Genomic DNA, 21777 nt, shown 5'->3' with positions numbered 1-21777 from the left:
ATGCGCCGGGTGCGTGCGCCACCGCCCCTGCACCCAGATGCTCACCGCCGGCATCGACTACGACGGCGGCTGGGCCGAGTACGTGATCGCCCGCGAGGACACCCTCATCCCCATCCCCGACAGCCTCCCCTTCGACCAGGCCGCGATCATCCCCGACGCGGTCTCCACCCCCTACGCCGCCGTCGTCGCCACCGCGGGCGTCCGCCCCGCCCAGTCCGTCGGCGTCTGGGGAGTCGGCGGAGTCGGCGCGCACAACGTACGCCTCGCCCGCCTGGTCGGCGCCGCCCCGATCATCGCCGTCGACCCGCTGCCCGGCGCCCGCGAGCGCGCCCTGGCCTTCGGCGCGGACCTCGCGCTCGACCCGGCAGCCCCCGACTTCGCCGACCAGGTCCGCGCAGCCACCGGCGGACGCGGCCTCGACTTCGCCTTCGACTGCGCCGGCGTCCCCGCCGTCCGCGACCAGGCCGCCTCCGTACTCGGCCTCGGCGGCTCCCTGATCCTGGTGGGCATCACCCCCCGGCCGCTCACCATCACCGAGGGCCTGACCTTCAACTACCTGCAGAAGCAGGTCCGCGGCCACTACGGCGGCTCCCCCGAGTCCGTCTCCGAACTGGTGCAGCTGACCGCGGCCGGCCGCCTCGACCTGGCCCCCTCCATCACCGACCACATCCCGCTCGTCGAGGCCGCCGACGCCGTCCACCGACTGGAGAACAAGATCGGCGACCCGATCCGCCTCATCCTCGTCCCCTGACGCCCGTCAGCAGGACGACAAGCCACCCTGGGCAGGGGTGAGTGGGCGCCGGTGCGTGAGGGAACACCGGCGCCCACGGCTTTCCGGCAACCGTGCAGAGAAACAACCATGCAGACGACCGACACCCCGGGCCGTACTCCCCAGCGCAAGGATGCGCACTCCAACCGCCGACGCATCCTCGCGACCGCCCGGCAGCAACTGCTGGAGGACCCGGACGCGAGTCTCGACAGCATCTCCCGGGCGGCCGGCGTCGCCCGGCGCACCCTCTACGGACACTTCCCCAGCCGGCATGCGCTGATCGCCGACCTGGCGCGAGAAGCGAGCCACGAGCTCCGGCAGGCGTTCGCCAGGGCCCGTGCCGCGGATGCCGAACCGGCCGAGGCGATGACACGGATGGTGCTGGCGGCATGGACGGTGGGCGACCACTACCGCGTGCTCATCGCCCTGGGACGGCGCCATCCGGGAGAGGACGAGATCCGCACCGTCCTGGCACCGGCCCGCGCGGCAGCCGTCGCAATCCTACGGCGCGGTCAGCGCGAAGGCGTCTTCGCGGACCACCTTCCAGCCCCCGTCCTCGCCCAAGCACTGGAGGCACTGCTGCTGGCCCTCGCCGAGAAGAACGCCGCACGCCCGTGGGCGGACCCCACTGGTGGGGCCGCGGCAACGGCGTTCCTCGTCGCCGCCGGCGTAGCACCACAGCGGGCCGCGCTTCAGGTCCAGGGGTTCGTCAGGCGAGACCGGGCAGGGGGCGACGGGTGACCTCACGGGCGTCGCCCGCAGCGAGGCCGAGCATGCGCAGGACCATCTCGGCCAGGTCGGAGGCGGCCTCGTCGCCGTCGAGGTCCGGGCGGTCCAGCCGGAGCGCCACCAGGGACAGCAGGGTGCCGCCCAGGGCGGACAGCGCGGTGGTGGCGTTGCCGCAGGTGAAACGGCCCGAGGCGATACCGATCTCCAGGTCGCGCAGAGCGCGGGGGGCGAGGCCGCTGTCGGAGTGGATGTGGGCCAGGCCGCGGTCGCGCAGGATGCGCATGAGTTCCGGGTGGGAGTCGGCCATCCGGGCGGTGAGCCGGAAGCCGACCGCGACCAGCTCGGCCGGGTCGTCGATGCCTTCCACGCGCGCGTCGATGACCTGCCCGAACTCTTCCAGGGCATCCGTCACCGCCGCGTCGAACAGCTCCGTCTTCGACTCGAAGTGGTTGTAGAAGGACCCGAAGCCGACATCGGCGCGCTCGGCGATGGCCTGGATGCTGGCGCTCGTGTCCCCGGTTTCCGCGAGGATCTGCCGGGCCGCGCGGACGAGCGCCTGGCGGGTCTCGGCACGGCGTCGCTCGAAGCGGTTCCTGGGCGGGGCTGACGTCGGCATACGGCCCAGTGTAACCGCCGCCACGATGACACTGCCATTACTGATGAGATCCTCAATTATTTGGGCTGTACCTATTGACGATGCGAAACAGCAGAGTTGATGATTTCCTCATTACGGCAGTGTTGCTTGGAGGACACCATGTCCCACATCCCCGTTGACGAGGGCGGTCCTCTGACGCCCCACCAGGACCTCCACAGTGAGCAGGGCGCCCTGCGCGGTGAACACCCCGGACGAGCCCGGAATCCGCTGATCAAGGTGGCGGACCTTGCCTGGCTGGAGTTCGAGAAGCCGGACCTGGACCGGGCCGAGGTGTTCGCCCGTGACTTCGGCTTCGCCATCGCCGCCCGCACCGATCACGAGTTGTGGCTGCGCGGCACGTTCGCGGGCTCTCCCTGCATGGTCATCCGGCGTGGGCGCGCGTCCCGCTTCCTCGGGCCGGCGTTCCGCGCGGCCGAGCGGGCCGATGTGGACCGGCTGGCCGCCGCCGTCGGACACACCGTCCGGGACATCGACGTCCCCGGCGGTGGTCGGTCGGTCGCCCTGTTCGATCCCTCGGGAGTCCCGGTCCGGGTGGTGCACTGCGCCGAACCGCTGCCCGCGCTGCCCGAGCAGGAGCCTGTGATCCTGAACTTCGGCACGGACCACCGTCGCACGAACTCCACTCAGCGCCCCCCGCGCGAGCCGTCGCGCATCCAGCGCCTCGGTCATGTGGTGCTGGAGACCCGGTCGTTCATCCGCACCCTGGACTGGTACCTGGAAACCCTCGGCATGATCGTGTCGGACTTCCTGTTCCTGGACGGGCAGCGCCAGCGCGGGCCGACCATGGCGTTCATCCGCTGCGACCAGGGCAGCACGCCCGTGGACCACCACACCCTCGCCCTGCACCTCGGGCCGGGCACCGGTTACGTCCACTCCGCCTACCAGGTCACCGACCTCGACTCCATCGCCGCCGGCGGGGAGTACCTGGCCGAGCGCGGCTACCGGCGCAGCTGGGGGATCGGCCGGCACATCCAGGGCAGCCAGCTCTTCGACTACTGGCGCGACCCCGACCGCTTCATGCTGGAGCACTTCGCCGACGGCGACCTGTTCTCCTGCGACCTCGAACCCGGATGGGCACCGATGTCGGCGAGCGGCCTGGCCCAGTGGGGGCCGCCCGTCACCCGCGACTTCCTGGGCACCAACCCCTCCCCCGCCAAGCTCCGCGAGGTCATGACGGCCCTGCGCGACGACAACGAACTCGACCCCGCACGCCTGCTGGGCCTGATGAAAGCGATGAGCTCATGAGCACCAACGTGCTGCGCACCCCCGACGGCTGGTGGGCCGTCCGAAGCGAACGCGCCGTCCGCATAGAGACCAAGGCGGTCACCACCGCGGAACTGCTCGCCGACCGGGCCGCCGTCCGGGAGGCCGCCGCCTCCGGCGAGCGCGGCACGCCTGTCGCCGACCTGGTGGCGCTGCCCCCGGTCACCACCCCCTGCCGAGTGGTCGCCCAGATGGTCAACTACCGCAGCCACGCCAAGGACTCGGGCTTCACGGGTGACATACCGCCCACCTTCTTCCGCAAGGCGTCCGGCTCGGTCAGCGGCCCGCACGACACGATCGTCCGCCCGGCACACGTCAACTTCCTCGACTACGAAGTCGAACTCGGCCTCGTCATGGGCGCGACGCTCCCGGTGGGCACCGTTGTGGAGGAGCAGGACCTTCCTTCGTACGTCGCCGGCCTCGTCCTCACCAACGACGTCAGCGCCCGCGACGTCCAGCTGACCAAGACCCAGTTCTACGAGAGCAAGTCCTACCCGACCTTCACGCCGACCGGGCCGTACCTGACCCTGCTGGAGCCCGAGGACTTCGCCCATCTGCTGAACCTGCGGCTGCGGCTGTCGGTCAACGGCGTGCCGCGCCAGGACCGCACTCTTGCCGACATGATCGTACGACCGGCGCAGGCGCTCACCCTGCTCGCCCGCTTCCAGACCCTCGACCCGGGCGACCTGCTGCTCACCGGCACGCCCGGCGGCACCGCCCTGAAGGCCCCGCCCAAGCCCGTCGAGAAGATCGCCGCCCTGCTGCCGCCCGCACTGAAGTGGAAGGCGTTCTTCAAGGGCCAGGCCAAGAATCCCCTCTACCTGCACGACGGTGACCTCGTCACCGCCACGATCGCCACCCCCGACGGACGGATCGACCTGGGCGAGCAGCGGACCGCTGTGGCGGACGCGAGGTGAACGCCGCAGCCAGGAGGCCGGTGGTCATCATCGGTGCGGGACCCGTCGGAGTCACGGCCGCGCTCCTGCTCGCCCAGTACGGCGTGCGCAGCCTGCTCCTCGAACGTCACCGGGACGTCTACCCCCTGCCGCGTGCTGTCGTCGTGGACGACGAGGTCCGGCGGATCCTGCAGAGCGTCGGTGTCCACGAGGAGTTCGCCGCCCTCGCCCGTCCGGCGCCCGGCTTGCGGCTGCTGGACGCCCGGCGCCGCGTGATCGCCGAGTTCCGGCGGTCCCTGCACGGACACCACGGCTTCCCGCAGACCAGCATGTTCGACCAGCCCGAGCTGGAACGGGTGCTGCGCGACGCCCTCGCCCGCCGCCCCGAGTGCGAGCTGCGGGGCGGGGTGGAGGTCGTTTCCGTCAGCCAGGACACCGACGGAACGGCTCCCGTCCGGGTCACCTTCCGCCACGACGGCAGCGACGAGGACGAGCACGTGTGGGCCGATGCCGTCCTCGGCTGCGACGGCGCCGGCAGCCTCACCCGCGACGCCATCGGCGCCGCATGGGAGGACCTGCACTTCGAGGAGAGCTGGCGGGTCATCGACGTGCGCACCAGCCTCCCGGTGCGCACCTGGGAAGGCGCCGAGCAGATCTGCTGCCCCACCCGCCCGGCCACCTTCATGCGAGTCGGCGAGGACCGCTACCGCTGGGAGTTCCGGCTGGCCGAGGGTGAGCCCTTGGACGGCCCGGAAGGGCTGGAGCGGCTGCACGAGCTGGTGGCCCCCTGGGTCGACCTGCCGTCCGCTGCCGACGGGGGCGACGACTTCGAGGTGATCCGGCAGGCGCGGTACACCTTCCGGGCCCGTCTCGCCGACCGGTGGCGCCGGGGACGCGTCTTCCTGTTGGGCGATGCGGCCCACCTCACCCCGCCCTTCATCGGGCAGGGCCTGTGCGCGGGCCTGCGCGACGCCCGCAACCTCACCTGGAAACTCGCCCGCGTCCTTCAGCAGGGCGCGGACGACCGCCTGTTGGACACCTACCAGCAGGAGCGCAAGCCGCACGCCCGCCACGTGATCCGTGTCGCGGTCGCCGTCGGCTGGGCCATGACCGGCGGACAGGACCGCGGTGCGGCCATCCGCCGGGCCGTGGTGGGCGCGGCATGCCGCATACCCCGCGTGACCGCGGCGGTGAGCCGCGACCTCAGCCCCGCACTGACCGCCAATCCGCTGGTACGGCGCCGCCCCCGGCTGACCGGCCGTTCACTGGCCGGCACCTTCTGCCCGCAACCCTGGGTGCTGCACGACGGCAAGCGAGAGCGCCTCGACGACATGCTCGGGGACTTCTTCGCCCTCCTGACCGCTGTGCCGCCCACCCCGCGCATGACGGGCGTGGCCACGGCCCTGGACGCGTCCGTGATCCATGTCGGCGACCTGGAAGACGACGGCACGCTGGCCGCCTGGCTGTCACGCGGCCGGGCGGACGCCGTCCTACTGCGCCCCGACCGCGTCGTGATGGACACCGTCCCCACCGGCACCGGCGACTTCACCGACACCGCCGCCTGGGCTCCCCTGCTGCACAGTGCCCGCCGCCCCGCCGAAGCCCGGCCCGTACCCTGACGAGGAACACCACACCATGACCACCCCGCACGCCACGCCCTGTCCGGAGCCCTTCCTGCCACCCGACCCTCAAGCGGCCGCCGGCAGCCGCATCGCGGACTTCGCCCACTGGGCCACCCGGCACCAGGGCGCCGAAGGGATTTTGCACCCGACCGACTACCACGCCCTGCACCGCTGGTCCGTCACCGACCTGGAGGGGTTCTGGGCGGCGGTGTGGGAGTACTTCGACATCGACGCCGCAACTCCGTACGAGCGGGTGCTCGCCGAGGAGACCATGCCCGGCGCCGACTGGTTCCCCGGCGCCACCCTCAACTACGCCCACCACGCACTGCGCAACCTGCACCCGGACGCCCCCGCGATCACCGCACTGGACGAGACCGGAGCCGCCTACGAGATCACCGGCCGGGAACTGCGCGCCCAGGTCGCCTCCGTCGCGGCCACCCTGCGCGACCTGGGCGTCGGACCCGGCGACCGGGTGGTCGGCTACCTGCCCAACACCCCCCACGCCGTCATCGCCTTCCTCGCCACCGCCGGCATGGGCGCGGTGTGGTCCGTGTGCGGCCAGGACTACGCACCCAAGGCCGCCGCCGACCGCTTCGCCCAGCTCGAACCCACGGTGCTCATCACGGCGGACGGCTACCTCTTCGACGGCACCCGCCACGACCGCCGCGCCGCCTCCCTCGACCTCGCCGACGCCCTGCCCACGCTCAAGGCCACGGTTCTCGTGGATCACCTGGGCCTCGCGTGGCCCGCGACCCGGGCCGCGAGGCCGACGGTTGCCTGGGAGGACGCGGCCGGCCGCACCGAGTACCTCGGGATCACTCCGGTTCCCTTCGACCACCCGCTGTGGATCGTCTTCTCCTCCGGCACCACCGGCCTGCCCAAAGGCATCGTGCACGGTCACGGAGGCGTCCTGCTGGAACACCTCAAGACCCTCGGCCTGCACTGCGACCTGGGTGTCGGTGACCGCCTGCTGTGGTACACCACCACCCACTGGATGATGTGGAACCTGGTCGTCTCCACCCTGCTGACCGGTGCCGCCACCTGCACCTACGACGGCAGCCCCGCGCCGGTGGCGCGCCCGGACGTCCTGTGGGAGCTGGCGGCCCGCCACAAGGTCACCGTCTTCGGCACCAGTCCCCAGTACCTGCTGGCCATGGCCAAGCTCGGCGTCGACCCCGCCGTGCACGACCTGTCGGCGATCCGCGTCATCGGCTGCACCGGCTCCGCCCTGCCCGCCTCCGCCTACCCCTGGGTCCGCGACCACGTCGGCGCAGGCGTCCAGCTGGCCTCCACCAGCGGCGGCACGGACGTCGTCTCCGGCTTCGCCGGCAGCGCCCCCACCACCCCGGTGTGGGCGGGTGAACTGTCGGCCCCCAACCTCGGCGTGGCGCTCGCGGCGTACGACGGCGCGGGCCGGCCGGTCACCGACCAGGTCGGCGAACTGGTCGTCACCCGGCCCATGCCGTCGATGCCGCTGTACTTCTGGAACGACCCCGACGGCAGCCGCTACCGCGACGCCTACTTCAGCGCCTACCCGGACGTGTGGCGGCACGGCGACTGGATCACCCACACCTCCCACGGCTCGGTCATCGTCCACGGCCGCTCCGACGCCACCCTCAATCGCAACGGCGTACGCCTGGGCAGCGCCGACATCCACGACATCGTCGAACGCCTCCCCGAGATCGCCGAGGCCCTCGTCATCGGCGCGGAGGAACCCGACGGCGGCTACTGGATGCCGCTCTTCGTGGTCCTCGCCGACGGGATCGAGCTGGACGACTCCCTGCGCGAGAAGATCCGCGACGCGATCCGCACCGGCACCTCCCCCCGCCATGTCCCCGACGAGATCCTCGCCGTACCGGCCATCCCGCACACGAAGACCGGCAAGAAACTCGAGGTCCCGGTCAAGCGCCTCCTCCAAGGCGCGCCCGCCGAGCAGGTCCTCAACCCCTCCGCGGTCGACGACCCCGACCTGATCGCCTACTTCGCCGGCCTGGGAGCCGAACGCCGCCAGGCCCACCGCCCGCACACCCCCGAAGGCGTCTCGTGATCCTCTCCGCCTCGCTGACCTGTCTCATCGCGTTGGTCTTCGCCCTGCTGGGCGTGGCCAAGATCCTGGCCCTGGGTCCGATGCCCGAGCTGGCCGCCCACGCCGGCTTCACCACTGCGGCCTACCGGGTCATCGGCGGCCTGGAGCTGGCAAGCGCCATCGGCGTGGCCCTCGGCCCGGTCGTACCGCTGTGCGGCGGTCTGGCCGGCATCGGACTGCTGATGCTGCTCGCCGGTGCCGTGACCACGCACGTACGCAAGGGCGACGGGCTGACCAAGCTCCTCCCCGCGGTGACATGCACGGCCCTGGTCGCCTGGTACCTCGTACTCCTCGCCGGCCTCTGACCCGTTCCTGGAGACTGTCGGCGGCCACTCGTCCTGTTAGCGAGCCCACAGCGGGGCTGGCAGACTGACCCTGTGGTTCCGCTGATGGTCGCGGCGGATCAGATCGCGTCCTCATCGCTGACCGGCGCCAGTGTGGTATCAGTCTGCGCACTGCTCTTCACCGTCGCGTCGTTCTGGTGGCTCAACGCCCGACAGGGCCGCCTGCAGGCGTGGGAGCCCCATTCCTTCGCGGCGATCGTCCACGGTTCCACGGCACGCCTACGACTGCCGCTCGTCCTGCACAACACCGGTCCCAAACCGATCGTCGTGCAGGACCTCATCCTGACCTTCCCCGATGAGCCCGCCTCTCATCTGCCCCTCCTGTGGGTGTCCTCCCCGTCCCGGCTCCAACCGGGGCCGGACCAGGAGGCGAAGCTGCCCGCCGGATTCGTTGTGCCTGGCAGAGAAGCGCAACAGCTCTTCCTCGAGTTCGAGGCACCGTTCTCCGGATTCCTCCCGGAGGCCCGTGACTACAAGGTGCAGATACAGGTGCGGGTCGGCCACCACAAGGGATGGCGCCCCCTGCTGACGTTCATCTTGAGGGCCGCCAACATCATCGATCCGGATCACTACACCGTTTACAGCAACGCACCGGTCGAGCTGACGAAGGAAGACCAGAAGAGAGCGGATGCCGCGCTCCTCGAACTGCTGGAAGAACACGGGGAGGGTTCCCCTCCGGGCGGCAGGAGACAAGGGGATCCGCCTGATGACGGCGACGCCGACACGAGCGGCTGATGCCGAGTCCCGAATCGGTGCAGCGCGTGTTCTGTCCCCGGGCATGGTCCGCCGCCGAGAACCTTCCCGGAGCCCGGCGTAGCGTGAAGTGACGGGTGTTCGTCCGGACTCTTGCTGGAGTGAGCGGGTCCGGGGCAGGGGGCTGGGCGGACCTGTGAGCCCAGGGCACGTGCATGATCACGTCCGGTGAGCCGGCAAGGGTGTCGAAGGGTCCGACGCCGACCCCGGCATCGCTCCGCCTGGACTTTCAGCCGGGTTCCTCGCGGACCGAGAGACGAAAGGCCACTCATGCCTCGTTCCATGCGCGCGCTCGTAGCCGTAGCGGCCGGCGAGCCAACCGATGTCCTGCGGCTGGAATCCCGGCCCGTTCCCACGCCGGACGCCGGTCAGGCGTTGATCCGTGTGACGGCGACCCCGGTTCACGCGAGTGATCTGCACGTGCTGCGCGGCCGTTACGGCTTCTCGCCGGAGTTTCCCGCCGTCGGGGGCAACATGGAGTGCGTGGGCCGTATCGCGGACCTGGGCCCGCAAACCGAGGGGCTGAAGGTCGGTGAGCGCGTGGTGGCCGCCGCGATCCCGGCCGTACCCGGGCCCCCGGTGGCGGGCACCTGGCAGGAATACCGCGTCGCCGATACGCACAGGCTGCTGCCGGTCCCCGACCAGCTGAGCGACTCCAGCGCCTGCCAACTCGCCGTCAATCCATTGACCGCGCTCCTCCTCGTCACGCGCGAACTCGACGTACGGCCGGGCGAATGGCTGTTGCAGACCGCCGCGGGCTCCACCGTCGGCCGGCTCGTGATCCAGCTGTCCCGGCATCTGGGGATTCGTACGATCAATGTCGTGCGCCGACGTGCTGCTGTCGAGGAGATCAAAGCACTCGGCGGCGACGAGGTCATCTGTACGGAGGACGAGGACCTGGTACAGCGTGTCGCTGAGATCGCGGGATCGGCCGGCGTGCGGAAGGCCATCGACTGTGTCGCGGGCCCCGTCGGCGCCCAGGTGTCCCAGGCACTGACTCCGCGTGGAGACCTGGTGGTGTACGGCGCGCTCTCCACCCACCGGCAGACCGACCCGGCGGCGCTGACCATTCCGCTCCAGGCCCGCTCGGTCATCTACGAGACCAAGACAGTGCGTGGCTTCTGGCTGAACCGCTGGTTCGGCAGCGCCTCACCGGAGGACGCGCTGCACGCGCTGGCCCAGGTGCGCGGTCTCGTCACCGATGGGGTGCTGAGCATCCGCCAGGGCCGGCCGTTCCCGCTCGAAGCCTTCCCAGAGGCCGTCGCGCTCGCCGAAGCACCCGCACATGGCACCAAGCCACTCTTCGTCTTCGAGGAGGGGACGGTACGAACGTGACAGCCGAGACACGCCATGCTGGCGCAACGGCAGTTCGGCCACGGCAGACTCGAGCCGCCAGGTGAAGCCTCCTCCGTTCGCTCGCCGTGCACTCATGACCGACACCGCACTCATAGGTGCGCTCTGCGATCGTGCGCGCTGACCGCTTCAGAGCGCCCGGCCCCGCCCGGTCGGAGGCGGCACGGCCGGGCGGCGGAAGATCACTCAACGCGTCCGACCGCAAGGTGACACCCCTCAGAAGGAGCGCCATTTCAGCGTCGAGACGACCCGCCGCCGTCCGCGCCAAAACGGCCGCCGTTCACACACCATCCCGGCACGATCTCATGAAACACCAGGTCAGCGTCGTTCTTGAGGCATACGTCGCGCTTCACGTCGTGCACTTCGGGAAACAGATCGAGCACATCCGGCCCCGCCTGGCGTCGAACGAGCCTCACGACCGTACCCATCAGCTTTTCCGCCGGGCCGAGCCGAATCGGGCGGACAGCGACCGCGGCCTCCTCGCCGACCTCCACCACGTCCTGCCCGCAGACAACCGCTGGGAGCACCGTCACGGCTCCGAGATCACCGGTTCCCGAACCGGGATAGCACCACCTGCACCGAGGCTCCTCGTCGCGTGGACGCCATCACGGCGGCCCACTGATGCCGACAACCGCCCCCTGGACGCGCCTGCATTCGTCTGGCCGGGCGGGTCGGACTGCCAAGCCGTCAGGACGAGCGTCATGTGAGCTCGGGACTGCTCTGTGTCATCCCCTCGGAGTCATCCCCTCGGAGATCAGGCCACGTCATGCGCCCGTGAAAACGGGTCGGCCCGACTCGGCCGGAGCCTCAGCAATCAGAAAAACAGCAGGTCATAGACCCTTTCCGGCAGGCTCCAGAATCGCCACGCACTCCACATGATGCGTCATCGGAAAGGTGTCGGCCGGAACCGCATCCGAGAAACCGCAGGTCAGATAGGGTTCCCTACCGCGCCAGGAGAGCCCGCGAAGGTCGCGAGCGTCATATGAGCGTCACGACCGGTGGAATCCAACGGAAGACACAGCCAGGCGCCGTCCGACATCAGATCGGAAGGTCGTCGGGCAGCACCCGGAACACCTTGTGCCGGCCCAATGGGCGGACAGCCCGGAAATCGCGCCGGTCGAGCGTGAGGACAGCGTCGGTGTCGTACTCAGCGGCAAGGGCCACGTTCACCGCGTCCGCGAGGTCCAGGTCCAAGTCGCGATAGCGGGCACGCACCGACTGGGCGACACCCAGATGGTCCTCCGTGATCTCGGGCAGAACGACACGGCCTCGTCGCACCCAGTGGCGGATGTCGTCGACCGCGCTGAGCGCCGCTTCACGGCCCAGCTCGCGCGTGGCGACGTGGTCGATCTCCGCGAGCAGCAGCGGGGACATCACCAGGAGCCCAGCAGCCATGATGGCTTCGTTCGACGCTTGGTGCTCGGGGTGGGCGGAGTCGAGCGCCGCAAGCAGCCCGGAGGTGTCCGCGATGACGACGATCACGCAGCAGTCCCGGGCTCGGCCTCGCGGCGCACCGCATCGGCAACAGCGTCACGCACGTCCTGCTTGCCGGGAGTGCGTCCCGCTCCCCGGAAGGTGCGGGAGAAAAGAGGCTCGTCCCATACGCGGTTGGCCATGGCCGCGAGATGGATGCCCTGGCGGATGATCTCTGCCTCGCTGATACCGCGCCGCTTCGCAGCCTCTTTGATGATCGCGAGATCTTCCGGGTCAGCGTAGACGTTGGTGCGCTTCATCGACATGTACCAAGAGTAGCGTATGTACCATGTCGATGTATGCCCATGACTCGGGGCGCTCCATGATCGATGCTTCCCGACCGGGCAGCAGACGGTCGTATCCCCGACGCGGGCACCGCCGCCATCTGCCGCACACTCCAGCGCACCAGCACTGGCGAACTCACCACGCTGCCCACCAAGACCCGGGCTTCCGAGCGCCGCATCGCCCTCCCCGCCCGCTGCGTCCAGTCGCTGAAGCTCCACCACGAGCAGCAAGCAGCGCGAGCGTGAGGCCGCGGGCACGACGTGGCGGCACGACGGGCAACGTGTTCACCACCGCGCAGGACCGACCGATCGACCCGACCAACCTGACCCGCTCCTTCACCACGCTCCTCCGCAAGGCTGGCCTCCGCCGCATCCGCTTCCGCGACCTCCGCCACTCGACCGCCACCCTCCTCCTGGAACAGGGCGTCGAGCTCGTCGTCATCAAGGAGCTCCTCGGCCACGCCCACATCGGCGTCACCGCCACCGTCTACGCCCACGTCCGACTCCGCCTCTAACACAACGCCGTCAACACCTTCAGCACCGCACTCAACGGCCCGACGATCGCTGAGACAGGCCGCGCCAACGGCGACGAGCCGCCGCCCAGCACCGCCCTCGTCCGCTGATGTTGCCGTCAACTACTGCCGTCAGATACCTGAGAAGCCCCGCTAGGGTATTCCTGGCGAGGCTTCTCGTTTGTCTCGCTACCAACACTAGCGGTGATGGATTTCCGTGACGAGGCGGCGAGGCTACTCCGCAGCACGCGCCGAGTCTTGGCTAATTCATCTCGCGGAACGAGCCTTGATCCACTCCCGCTCGAACTCTTCCGGAGCTATCTCTACAGCATCAAACTCCGGCTGGTCAGAGATTTCTCGAAGATCGAGCGGGAAAGCGACTTCAGAAAGACCGACGCTTGCCGTCTCATGCAATTCGTCTGCCCACTCGACCTTGCCATCCCGGAAGTATTGAATCTTCCGAGTCTCGTATCCGTCTTCGCCAAGCTCACTCAGGTAGAGGACCGGCTCATCCTCAAGATCGTGACTCCATGCCACCCTGACGTACCTCACACTAGTTCCTTCCAGACCCAACGATGCGCCCAGTAAGATCGAGAGGCTCATCGTTGAGTATATAGAACACTCCTGGTCTACCGTGTCGCACATCCAGCCCACGCACGTCGATCGAAATATAGTGCGAGACCTTTTTCCCCAGCCAGGGCACTCGATAGAAGGCGGCGGATAGCTGCCCCGGCCTCTTCGTTCCAGGAGCAATGTCGGTGAGATATTGACCATCGCCAAACTTGGCATCGTTTGGGTTCGCTGCTTGGGTGGACGGGCGAAGCTCCTGGCTCGCCAATATTCCATCATGACCCGCTTCATTGGTGTAGTGATGCAGGACATCGGGAATCTCGTCATTGCAGTTGTGAACCAGCACCGGCGTGGCGCCCGCCAGCACATAGTACGTGTGCAGACCAGGCCGCTCCTACCTGCAAGTTTGCTGGTCAGCGCGCGATTTAACAGTCGCCGGATGTTCGTGCTCGTGCGCTGGAGTCTGCCGGTGTTGCCGTCACTACTGCCGTCAGTGGTCGACACCGCCTGGGGAATTCCAGGAATTCCGAATGCGTGTCAAGCGGCTTTGTCGTGCGGGGTGAGGCTGATGGTCAGGTCGGCGCCGAGAGCCTGAGCCAGGCGGCGCAGGAGGGGAAGCGTGGGCACGGTCCCGCCGGCTTCGAAGCGGGAGACCTGCGGCTGTTTCATCCCGCACCGCTTGGCCAGCTCGGCCTGGGACAGCCCGAGCTCGATGCGCCGGTCGTGGACGAGTTGCCCGAGCTCACGGGCGAGCGCGGAAGGCGGGTCTTGCATGGTTCCTCCCCGCCTCAGGCCGCTGGGGCGACGATGGTGACGGTGGGCTCGTCTCCGCCGGCGAGGTGCACGTCCACCGTGAGGTCCAGTGCGCGGGCCAGGCGCATGATGACCGCGATGGGCGGCAGCTCGGTGGCCGTCTCGATGCCTTCGATGTCATCGACGTCGACGTGCATGCGCTCGGCGAGGTCGGCCTCGCTCAGGCCCAGCTGTTTACGCCGGTCGTAGACGGCCTTACCCAACGTCATGGCAAGGCCGGCCTCTTCGTAGACCCGGTCGTACTCGGGGTCAGCGTCCAGGTGTTCGCCCAGCAGCTGGCGGTGGCGGCGGGTCCTCCATTCGCTGTGGTTCATCGGTTCTCCTTGAGGTTTCGGCTGTAGAGGTCGTGCTCAGCAGCGGCTTCATGCTCTGCCTCGCACAATCGCTGTGCGGCGTGGGCGCGGTCCACTTCGGCCTGCTCGCGCATCTTGGTCTTGCGGAACACGGTGAGCAGCACCACACGTCGGCCGGGCGCCAGCCAGTAGGTGATCCGCTGATGGGCATCGCCCAGGCGGAAGCGCAGCTCGCGGAGCTTGCCGCCCAAATGGCGGGAGTGCGGTTCGTCGAGGGTTGTGGGCTGCTCGGCGAGCAGGTCGGCGACGCGTTCGGCCTGCGTGTAGTGATGGGCGGGAATGTTCTCCAGCCACAGCCGCACCTCCGGCTCGATCTCGATCGAGTACCGCCCGCTGTCCATATCGCCGATGATATACGGCACGGGGTGCGAGAGCGCGAATACATAGTTCAGGTCGTGTGCCGTCGCCGCGACCGCAGCCACTCCAGCGTCGCACACCCACGTACTCCCCCTCCTCGTCCTGATGCCACGGCGCCGCCCGCAAACCAGCGGCAACCTGCCGAGGCGGTGCAGGGTCAGGCCCGAGCGGGAGAGGCAGTGTACTGCCGGGCTGGTGCGTCGCCCAGTCTGGCGGCGCGGGGCCGGGGCGGGAGGAGTCGGCCCCCGACGGGCGGCCGAGCTTCGCCCCCGCCGGAGTCAATGCCGACCACCGCGCTCGGCAAGTCCGGCGGCGGGCGTGAGGGTCGGCCCCCTGGTCGGCCCTGTGCCTGCGATCCGGCCGTAGGACGGTCGTGGGCGACAACTTGCTCCGCCAGGAGCCCAGTTACGGTCAGCCCGGCGACCAGGCAGATTGCCGCTCCGGCAGCCCAGGACCACCCCCGACTGCCGGGGCGGCTCGCCACCTGCGGCGTAGCTGGCCTCCCGATTGAACGGCGGGTTTGTCGGCGACGGCGGTCAGCCTCGGCGGGCGGGCCCGCCTTGAACCTCGAAGAGAAAATCTGCACGCAGGCCCCGGGCCACCCCGGGCCACGCGCCACGGCGGATCAGTGGCCCCGCTCGCTGACGTCCGACTCCAAGGCCTCGACGCGGCCACGAAGGTCGGCGATCTGCTGAGCAGCCTCGGCCAGCGCTCGTTCCAGCGCCTCGACGCGGGCCGTCGTCCCGCCGGCGGGTGCGGTCGCCTCCGGACCGTCGGGGCCATCGGGGTAGTCGCGGTGGGCGACGAAGGCGCCCTTGCCGGGGCGGGAGACCGCCCACCCGTCCTGCTTCAGCAGGGCCATGGCCTTCTGCACGGTCAGGCTCGACGCCCCGAACTCCCGCATCAACACGGCCTGCGTCGGCAGCGCGTCACCCGGCCGCAGCCCACCGGAGCGGATCCGCTCGCGCACGGTCTCGGCGATGACCTCGAACGTCAGCGGTACCCCGCCACCCGCCGGCCTGCGCCCGCGCCGCCCCACCACCACGCCGCTCACCCCGCTTTCCACGCCCTCTACCAGCACAATCCAGCCCGTCCAAACCGGGAAACCGGCCCCACACTACCCGCGTCCCACCACCCGCAAGAAAGGTGCACTGCTGCTCGCGGCCGTGCTGGCCGGTGTGACGCTCCTCCTGGTCGTGGTGCGCTACGTGCGCGCCGACCGGGGCACGCGGGCCAGCATGCGGCAGGCCGTCCGGGTCCGCTGGGGCTGGATGCGCCTCGCCCGGATGGCCGGACTGACGGTCACCGACAAGACCCCGGGCCTGCTCGCGCAGATCGCCGCGCAGAAGGACGGTGCCACCCCCGCGCCCCGGGTCCTGACGCCGAAGATCAAGGTGAAGCCGGACCAGTTCGGAGTCATCGTGCGGGCCAGGACGCTGCCGCAGGTCGGGGTGGAGGAGTACCAGAAGTCGGCCCGGTTCCTGGCGGACGCCTGGCGGTGCACGCGCGTGTCCGTGCTGCCGGATGGCCCCGGCAAGGTGGTGATCCGGGGCGTGCGCTCCGATCCGCTGACCACGCCGACCACCCACCGGCCCACCGGCAGACCGCTCACGAACCTGACGCGCTGGGAGCTGGGCGTGGACGAGTACGCCGCGAAGGTGTGGGTGTCCCTGGCGAACGTGCCCGGGGTGACGGTGGCCGGCGTCCCGGGTGCGGGCAAGACCTCGGGGGTCAACAAGTTCGTCTGCGACTTTGCGCCGTCGGCCGCCGTGCAGATCGCGACTGCGGACGGCAAGGTGTCGCGGGCCTCGGAGGGCGACTACGCCGACCTGGTCAAGCGGATGTTCGCGTTCCTTGATGAGGCGAACGCGCTGTTCAAGCGTCTGGTGGATCTGCGTAAGCGGCGCTCGGCAACCATCCGTGAGGTACTGGGCGTGAAGAACATGTGGCACGTCGGCCCCTCTCCGGAGTGGCCGCTCACGGTCCTGATCATCGATGAGGCGCACACGTACTTCCGCGAGTACAAGGGCAGCGACGCCGCCACGAAGCGCTTGGCCGCGTTGACGGCGGAGAACGCCCGGCTGGTGGAGGACCTGGTCAAGAAGGGCCGCAGCGTCGGCATCCTGGTGATCCTGATCAGCCAGAAGACCACCGGCGACGCCATCCCCACCTTCATCCGCGACGTGTGCCCCATTGGGCTGTCCTTCGCGCAGAAGACGGTGGAGGCAGCGGTGGCTGCGCTGGGTGAGGACATCCGCAACTGGCCCGACGCCAGCCCGGTCACCTTGCAGGACCCCGCCTACGTCGGCGTCGCGGTGATGGCGATGCAGGGCCGCCCCGGCTACACCCGCATCCGCACCCCCTACGTCTCCGACACCGACGCCGCCCGCGTCGCGGAGGCCACCTCCCACCTGACATCTGACCCGGACCTGTGCCCGGACACCCTCCTCCGCTCGACCGGCCGGACGGCAACGCCCGCGCCCTCACTCACCAAGTGATCCCGAAAAGCCCACGTCAGAAAGGAGGTTGAGAACATGGCGGAGGAACGGTTCACCCGGCGCACCGTGACCGTGGTCATGGCGGTCATCGCGGCCCTGGCCTTCGTCTTCTCCTTCGGTAACGTCTGGGATCTCGCCCTGCGGCTCGGCGTCCCCCGTCCGATCGCGCCGCTGATCGCCCCCATGGTGGACCTGTCCGTCGTCGGCCTCCTGGTCGCCCTGCGCTTCCTGGCCCTGCGCGGCATGTCCAAGGCGGAGTTGAGGGCCGGTACCCGGCTACTGCACCTGTGCGGGCTGCTCACCCTCGCCCTGAACACCGCCGAACCCCTGCTGACCGGACGCTACGGACGGGCCTGCCTGGACACCGTCGCCCCGCTCCTACTCCTCGGCTGGGGCCACGTCGGCCCCGCCCTCCTAGCCCAGTTCCACACCCCCGCCGCCCCCACCCCGCATCTGGAGGACGCCACCACTCCCAGCTCCGTGCCGGTGCCGGACGAAGCACCCGCACCCGAACCAGCACCCCCGGCCCCCGTTCCGGTCTCTGTCGCCTCGCCGACCGAGGAACCGTCGACCGCCCCGGCTCCCGCCGCCGTCACCCAGACGGCCCGACCCGCCTCCGGCCCGGCCCTGCCTGCCGCCCTGCTGGACGCGGCCCGGCGCATCGCGGACACCCACCGTGCCGAGCACGGGACCCCGATCACCGCCGCCCACCTGGGCGCGCGCATGGGCATCGCCCTCCCGGTGGCTACCGCCGCACTCTCTCAGATCTGAGCCCCGGCCCTCGCCGGCCGCATCCCCTCCTGGACCCCACGCCCACCCGATGGGCCTGATTCGTCATGCCCCGAGCAGCACCAACACGCCTTCCCTCCTGGCTAGTTGCTGCTCGGGGCCGCCCACCCGACAGAAGGGACACGCCCCGAATGGTCACCCTGGACCTGCGCCACGTGGCAAGCCCCGCCGTACGGGACCTGCTCCACCTCGTCAACCAGCCCGACTTCGACCGCGCACAGCAGCAGATCGAACGACTCGGCGGCTGCACCGAACCCGTCCGCCTGACCGGCCAGACGACCACCGTTGATACCGCGACCGGTGAGGTACTGCGCTTCTACGCCTCTTCCGAGGAGCCCACGGGAAGCCTGCTCACCGGGTGCGGGAACCGCCGCGCCTCCCGCTGCCCGGCCTGCTCCCGCCTCTACGCCGCCGACACCTACCACCTCATCCGCGCCGGCCTCTCCGGAGGCAAGACCGTCCCCGACGCCGTCCGCACCCACCCCCGCGTCTTCGCCACCCTCACCGCCCCCTCTTTCGGCCCCTTCCACAACCGCCCCGACGCCCGGCCCTGCCGCTGCGGCACCCGCCACGAGCCCACGGACCCGCTGCTCGGCACGCCGCTCAACCCGGCGACGTACGACTACACGGGAGCCGTCCTCTTCAACGCCCACGCCGGAGCCTTGTGGGCACGCTTCACCACCTACCTGCGCCGGGAGCTCGCCACCCGGCTTGGACTGACCCAGAAGGCCGCCCGCTCCGTGCTGCGGGTGTCCTTCGCCAAGGTCGCCGAGTATCAGAAGCGCGGCCTGGTCCACGTCCACGCAGTGATCCGCCTCGACGGCCCGGACGGCAGCACGCAGCCCCCGCCGTCGTACGCCACCGTCGCCGTGCTCACCGACGCCATCCGCGCCGCCGCACCCCGCGCCCGCATCTCCGTCACCTCGGACGCGATCGGGGAACGCGAACTCACCTGGGGCCAACAGCTCGACGTACGCGAGATCGCCGCCTTCGACACCGACAGCGAACTCACCGACCAGGCAGTCGCCGCCTACGTGGCCAAATACGCCACCAAATCCGCCGACGCCTCCGGCGCCCTCGACCGCGCCCTGTACTGCCGTCCCTGCCAGGGACGCGGCGCCACCCTCCTGCCCCACGGCACCCCGCTCCCCTGCACCACATGCGACGGCACCGGACAGGCCCGGCCCCTGCCCCGCCTCGGCGTTGCGCGGCACGTCCGGCAGATGATCCGCACCTGCTGGGAGCTGGGCAAGCTGCCTGAGTTCGCCGACCTGAAGCTCTGGAAGTGGGCACACATGCTCGACTTCCGAGGCCACTTCTCCACCAAGTCCCGCAGCTACTCCGTCACTCTCGGCGCGCTGCGCGACGCCCGTCGCACCTGGCGGACCGAACGCGCCCGCGCCCACGCCAGCCTGCCCGAGTCCGGCCCGACGACCACGCTCGTCGTCGGTCACTGGGACTACCTCGGCTCGGGCTACAGCCCCGGCGCGGCCCTCCTCGCGGCCGACGTCTGGCATCGCAAGGAACTGGAACGGCAGTTCGCGGCCGAAGGGGGTTGTTGATGGCCTCGCCCCCGCCCGCCGTCCTCCACGCGGAGGCGGCACCGGTGCTGGATCTGCTCACAGTGACCCAGGTGATGGCCCGCCTCCAGCTCGGCCGCTCCGCCGTCTACGACCTGCTCCGCTCCGGCCAACTCGCCTCAATCACCCTCGGCCGCGCCCGCCGCATTCCCGCCCGCGCACTCACCGACTTCATCCGTGCCCGCCTCGAACAGGAAGCCGCCTGATGACCACGTCGCGCCCCACCTCATCCCGCCGCACCCGCTCCCGCGCCAACGGCGACGGAACCGTATATCAGCGCAAGGACGGCCGGTGGGAAGCCGCCGGGTACGTCCTCGCCCCCGGCAACACCCGCCGCCGCGTCCGCGTCTACGGCACCACCCGCAAGAATGCCCTGGCCAAGCTCACTGAGAAGATCGCCGCGAGCAACCTTGGCTTGCCCGTCGCGGCATCCGACTGCACCGTCAGCACGTACCTGACGTACTGGCTGAACGGCATCGCCGTCCACCAGGTCCGCGAGAACACGCACACCCGCTACGCCGCCTGCATCCGCCTCCACCTCATCCCCGGCCTCGGCGCCAAGAAGCTTGCCCGGCTCACCGCCCGCGACGTCCGCACCTTCCTCGACCGCCTCCGCGTCACCTGCCAGTGCTGCACCCAGGGGCGGGACACCGACCGGCGTACCTGCTGCGCCATCGGCCAGTGCTGCAACAAGCGGCTCTCCCCGCTGACCGTGACCTACGTCCACTCGGTCCTCAAGTCCGCCCTGGAGCACGCCGTCCGCGAAGACGACCTTCCCCGTAACGTCGCCCGAAATGTCAAGACCCCCGCGCCCCGCCCCCGGCGCTTCAAGCCGTTCACCGCGAGCGAGGCCCGGCAGTTCCTCCACGCAGCCAGCAGCGACCGGCTCCACGCCCTGTACGAACTCGCCCTGCGCACCGGGCTCAGCAAGGGCGAAATCCTCGGGCTGCACTGGGACGACCTCGACCTCAACACAGGAACCGCCGCCATCCACCGTTCCCTCCAGCGCACCCGCACCGGCGGCCTGACCGTCATGCACACCAAGACCCGCGCCTCCGAACGTCGCATTGTCCTCCCCACCGAATGCGTCAACTCGCTGAAGACTCACCGGGAACAGCAGGAGGAAGCACGCCGGGCCGCAGGCACAGGCTGGACGGACAGCGGCCTCGTGTTCACCACCCCCACCGGCAGCCCTCTCGAACCCGCCAACCTCACCCGCAGCTTCAGCCGACTCCTCAACCGCGCAGGACTTCGCCGCATCCGGTTCCATGACCTACGGCACTCGACCGCCACCCTGCTCCTGGAACAGGGCGTCGAGCTCGTCGTGATCAAGGAACTCCTCGGCCACGCCCACATCGGCGTCACCGCCGGCGTCTACGCCCACGTCCGACTCCGCCCCCAACGCCAAGCCATCGACACCCTCGGCAACGCCCTCGGTCAGGGCGACGGTGCCCCCGATGACCCACCCACCGCAGCCGTCGTCCGCTGACGTTGCCGTCAGCGTTGCCGTCAAGACGCCCGAAAGCCCCACCGGCACCACTGCCCGTGGGGCTTTCGAATTCACACTGCCAGGCTACGTCCGCGGCATCAGAAGAACGTTCTGGACACTGCCCTCAGAGAGCCACTCCTCAGATTCGTGAAACTCTACAAGTTCGCGAATCGCGACCCGAACGCCTGGATCGATTGACCGAATAGCTTCATTGAAGGCATTCACCGCCACAGGGCCAGCCTGGGCCAGGATTAGCAGAACATTCCCACTCCCATCCTGGGGGATGGAAAGAAGTTCCTTGGCCGCATCGGCCACTCCCTGACCGAGATCCGCCCGAGGGAAGCGATCCAAAGCTGCATGCGCCGCCTGGTAGGCCCCGTAATCCTCCTCAGCCTTCAAGGAAGAAACGATCGCAGCGACACCAGCTGGGCCTTCGTCGCCGGTCACCGAATCAGCCAGCTCGACATAACGATTCCACCGACGCTCAGCCTCATCGGGAGGAGTGACCTCGTCATCGTCTTGCACGAGGTCACCACACTCAACGATCTCAACTTTCCAGTCCGACGACACCCGAATCTCACTTCTTTCT

At 69.7% G+C, this 21777-nt stretch carries 24 protein-coding genes and 2 pseudogenes; 15 read left to right on the top strand and 11 right to left on the bottom strand.

Annotated elements, in window-relative coordinates:
- Positions 1-751 (top strand): zinc-binding dehydrogenase (locus C3492_RS31290; RefSeq protein WP_103816013.1); only part of this gene is annotated, 751 nt, incomplete at its 5' end.
- A 108-nt stretch (positions 752-859) separates the two neighbouring features.
- Complete coding sequence (locus C3492_RS31285; RefSeq protein WP_103815999.1) at positions 860-1510, top strand: TetR/AcrR family transcriptional regulator; 651 nt, start codon at positions 860-862, stop codon at positions 1508-1510.
- Here C3492_RS31285 and C3492_RS31280 read toward each other — a convergent pair.
- Positions 1479-2114, bottom strand: coding sequence for a TetR/AcrR family transcriptional regulator (locus C3492_RS31280; RefSeq protein WP_103815998.1), 636 nt, complete (start codon positions 2112-2114; stop codon positions 1479-1481). The two genes, C3492_RS31285 and C3492_RS31280, sit on opposite strands and share 32 nt — an antisense overlap.
- Positions 2115-2252: 138 nt before the next feature.
- Here C3492_RS31280 and C3492_RS31275 point away from each other — a divergent pair, with 138 nt between their 5' ends.
- The 7 genes from C3492_RS31275 to C3492_RS31245 all read left to right on the top strand — a co-directional run bounded on the left by C3492_RS31275 (position 2253) and on the right by C3492_RS31245 (position 10452).
- Complete coding sequence (locus tag C3492_RS31275) at positions 2253-3398, top strand: VOC family protein (protein ID WP_103815997.1); 1146 nt, start codon at positions 2253-2255, stop codon at positions 3396-3398.
- The gene (locus tag C3492_RS31270; protein WP_103815996.1) at positions 3395-4333 is read left to right on the top strand and encodes a fumarylacetoacetate hydrolase family protein; all 939 of its coding nucleotides are present in this window, start codon (positions 3395-3397) and stop codon (positions 4331-4333) included. Before C3492_RS31275 ends, C3492_RS31270 begins: the two co-directional genes overlap by 4 nt.
- Positions 4330-5931: a bifunctional 3-(3-hydroxy-phenyl)propionate/3-hydroxycinnamic acid hydroxylase gene (locus C3492_RS31265; RefSeq protein ID WP_103815995.1), complete on the top strand. Its 1602-nt coding sequence runs from the start codon at positions 4330-4332 to the stop codon at positions 5929-5931. The genes C3492_RS31270 and C3492_RS31265 overlap by 4 nt, the downstream gene beginning before the upstream one ends.
- Before the next feature lie 16 nt (positions 5932-5947).
- On the top strand, positions 5948-7981 hold the full coding sequence (locus C3492_RS31260) for an acetoacetate--CoA ligase (protein ID WP_103816012.1): 2034 nt from the start codon (positions 5948-5950) through the stop codon (positions 7979-7981).
- Positions 7978-8325 carry a DoxX family protein gene (locus C3492_RS31255; RefSeq protein ID WP_103815994.1) on the top strand — a complete coding sequence of 116 codons (348 nt, stop codon included), beginning with the start codon at positions 7978-7980 and terminating at the stop codon, positions 8323-8325. The genes C3492_RS31260 and C3492_RS31255 overlap by 4 nt, the downstream gene beginning before the upstream one ends.
- A gap of 72 nt (positions 8326-8397) precedes the next feature.
- Positions 8398-9099, top strand: a complete 702-nt coding sequence (locus C3492_RS31250) for a hypothetical protein (RefSeq protein ID WP_103815993.1) — start codon at positions 8398-8400, stop codon at positions 9097-9099.
- A gap of 300 nt (positions 9100-9399) precedes the next feature.
- Positions 9400-10452, top strand: coding sequence for a zinc-dependent alcohol dehydrogenase family protein (locus C3492_RS31245; RefSeq protein WP_103815992.1), 1053 nt, complete (start codon positions 9400-9402; stop codon positions 10450-10452).
- Between the two features lie 251 nt (positions 10453-10703).
- On the opposite strand, the gene C3492_RS44840 is transcribed toward C3492_RS31245, so the two are convergent.
- The 3 genes from C3492_RS44840 to C3492_RS31230 all read right to left on the bottom strand — a co-directional run bounded on the left by C3492_RS44840 (position 10704) and on the right by C3492_RS31230 (position 12209).
- Positions 10704-11003: a hypothetical protein gene (locus tag C3492_RS44840; RefSeq protein ID WP_181140648.1), complete on the bottom strand. Its 300-nt coding sequence runs from the start codon at positions 11001-11003 to the stop codon at positions 10704-10706.
- A 505-nt stretch (positions 11004-11508) separates the two neighbouring features.
- Positions 11509-11952: a PIN domain-containing protein gene (locus C3492_RS31235; protein WP_103815990.1), complete on the bottom strand. Its 444-nt coding sequence runs from the start codon at positions 11950-11952 to the stop codon at positions 11509-11511.
- A complete protein-coding gene (locus tag C3492_RS31230) occupies positions 11949-12209 on the bottom strand; it encodes a CopG family transcriptional regulator (protein ID WP_103815989.1) in 261 nt (86 codons plus the stop codon). Before C3492_RS31230 ends, C3492_RS31235 begins: the two co-directional genes overlap by 4 nt.
- A 99-nt stretch (positions 12210-12308) precedes the next feature.
- Here C3492_RS31230 and C3492_RS46170 point away from each other — a divergent pair.
- Positions 12309-12850 (top strand): annotated as a pseudogene (locus tag C3492_RS46170) (site-specific integrase); the annotation flags it as partial.
- 156 nt (positions 12851-13006) lie between these two features.
- Here C3492_RS46170 and C3492_RS31215 read toward each other — a convergent pair.
- The 6 genes and pseudogenes from C3492_RS31215 to C3492_RS31190 all read right to left on the bottom strand — a co-directional run bounded on the left by C3492_RS31215 (position 13007) and on the right by C3492_RS31190 (position 15886).
- Positions 13007-13291 (bottom strand): DUF6881 domain-containing protein, encoded by a 285-nt coding sequence (locus tag C3492_RS31215; protein WP_103815986.1) that lies wholly within the window; start codon positions 13289-13291, stop codon positions 13007-13009.
- 1 nt (position 13292) lies between these two features.
- Entirely contained in the window at positions 13293-13676 is a 384-nt protein-coding gene (locus tag C3492_RS31210) for an HYD1 signature containing ADP-ribosyltransferase family protein (protein WP_258056003.1), read from the bottom strand.
- A 170-nt stretch (positions 13677-13846) separates the two neighbouring features.
- Positions 13847-14062 (bottom strand): annotated as a pseudogene (locus C3492_RS31205) (helix-turn-helix domain-containing protein); the annotation flags it as partial.
- A gap of 35 nt (positions 14063-14097) precedes the next feature.
- Positions 14098-14436: a helix-turn-helix domain-containing protein gene (locus tag C3492_RS31200; RefSeq protein WP_103815984.1), complete on the bottom strand. Its 339-nt coding sequence runs from the start codon at positions 14434-14436 to the stop codon at positions 14098-14100.
- Positions 14433-14816: a type II toxin-antitoxin system RelE/ParE family toxin gene (locus tag C3492_RS31195; protein WP_103816010.1), complete on the bottom strand. Its 384-nt coding sequence runs from the start codon at positions 14814-14816 to the stop codon at positions 14433-14435. Before C3492_RS31195 ends, C3492_RS31200 begins: the two co-directional genes overlap by 4 nt.
- Before the next feature lie 641 nt (positions 14817-15457).
- The gene (locus C3492_RS31190; RefSeq protein ID WP_258056002.1) at positions 15458-15886 is read right to left on the bottom strand and encodes a winged helix-turn-helix domain-containing protein; all 429 of its coding nucleotides are present in this window, start codon (positions 15884-15886) and stop codon (positions 15458-15460) included.
- A 124-nt stretch (positions 15887-16010) separates the two neighbouring features.
- On the opposite strand from C3492_RS31190, the gene C3492_RS31185 reads away from it, so the two are divergent.
- The 5 genes from C3492_RS31185 (at position 16011) to C3492_RS31165 (ending at position 21188) form a co-directional block, all read left to right on the top strand.
- The gene (locus C3492_RS31185; RefSeq protein WP_258056001.1) at positions 16011-17330 is read left to right on the top strand and encodes a cell division protein FtsK; all 1320 of its coding nucleotides are present in this window, start codon (positions 16011-16013) and stop codon (positions 17328-17330) included.
- 36 nt (positions 17331-17366) lie between these two features.
- A complete protein-coding gene (locus C3492_RS31180; RefSeq protein ID WP_103815983.1) occupies positions 17367-18101 on the top strand; it encodes a DUF2637 domain-containing protein in 735 nt (244 codons plus the stop codon).
- A gap of 149 nt (positions 18102-18250) precedes the next feature.
- Positions 18251-19681, top strand: coding sequence for a replication initiator (locus C3492_RS31175; protein ID WP_103815982.1), 1431 nt, complete (start codon positions 18251-18253; stop codon positions 19679-19681).
- Positions 19681-19905, top strand: coding sequence for a helix-turn-helix domain-containing protein (locus C3492_RS31170; protein ID WP_103815981.1), 225 nt, complete (start codon positions 19681-19683; stop codon positions 19903-19905). The genes C3492_RS31175 and C3492_RS31170 overlap by 1 nt, the downstream gene beginning before the upstream one ends.
- On the top strand, positions 19905-21188 hold the full coding sequence (locus tag C3492_RS31165) for a site-specific integrase (protein ID WP_103815980.1): 1284 nt from the start codon (positions 19905-19907) through the stop codon (positions 21186-21188). Before C3492_RS31170 ends, C3492_RS31165 begins: the two co-directional genes overlap by 1 nt.
- Positions 21189-21272: 84 nt before the next feature.
- On the opposite strand, the gene C3492_RS44270 is transcribed toward C3492_RS31165, so the two are convergent.
- Positions 21273-21758, bottom strand: a complete 486-nt coding sequence (locus C3492_RS44270; RefSeq protein ID WP_146075736.1) for a hypothetical protein — start codon at positions 21756-21758, stop codon at positions 21273-21275.
- Between the last annotated feature and the right edge of the window lie 19 nt (positions 21759-21777).

The organism is Streptomyces sp. Ru62, from assembly GCF_002920615.1.
Taxonomy (GTDB): domain Bacteria; phylum Actinomycetota; class Actinomycetes; order Streptomycetales; family Streptomycetaceae; genus Streptomyces.
This window is presented reverse-complemented; position numbering and strand designations above follow the sequence as displayed.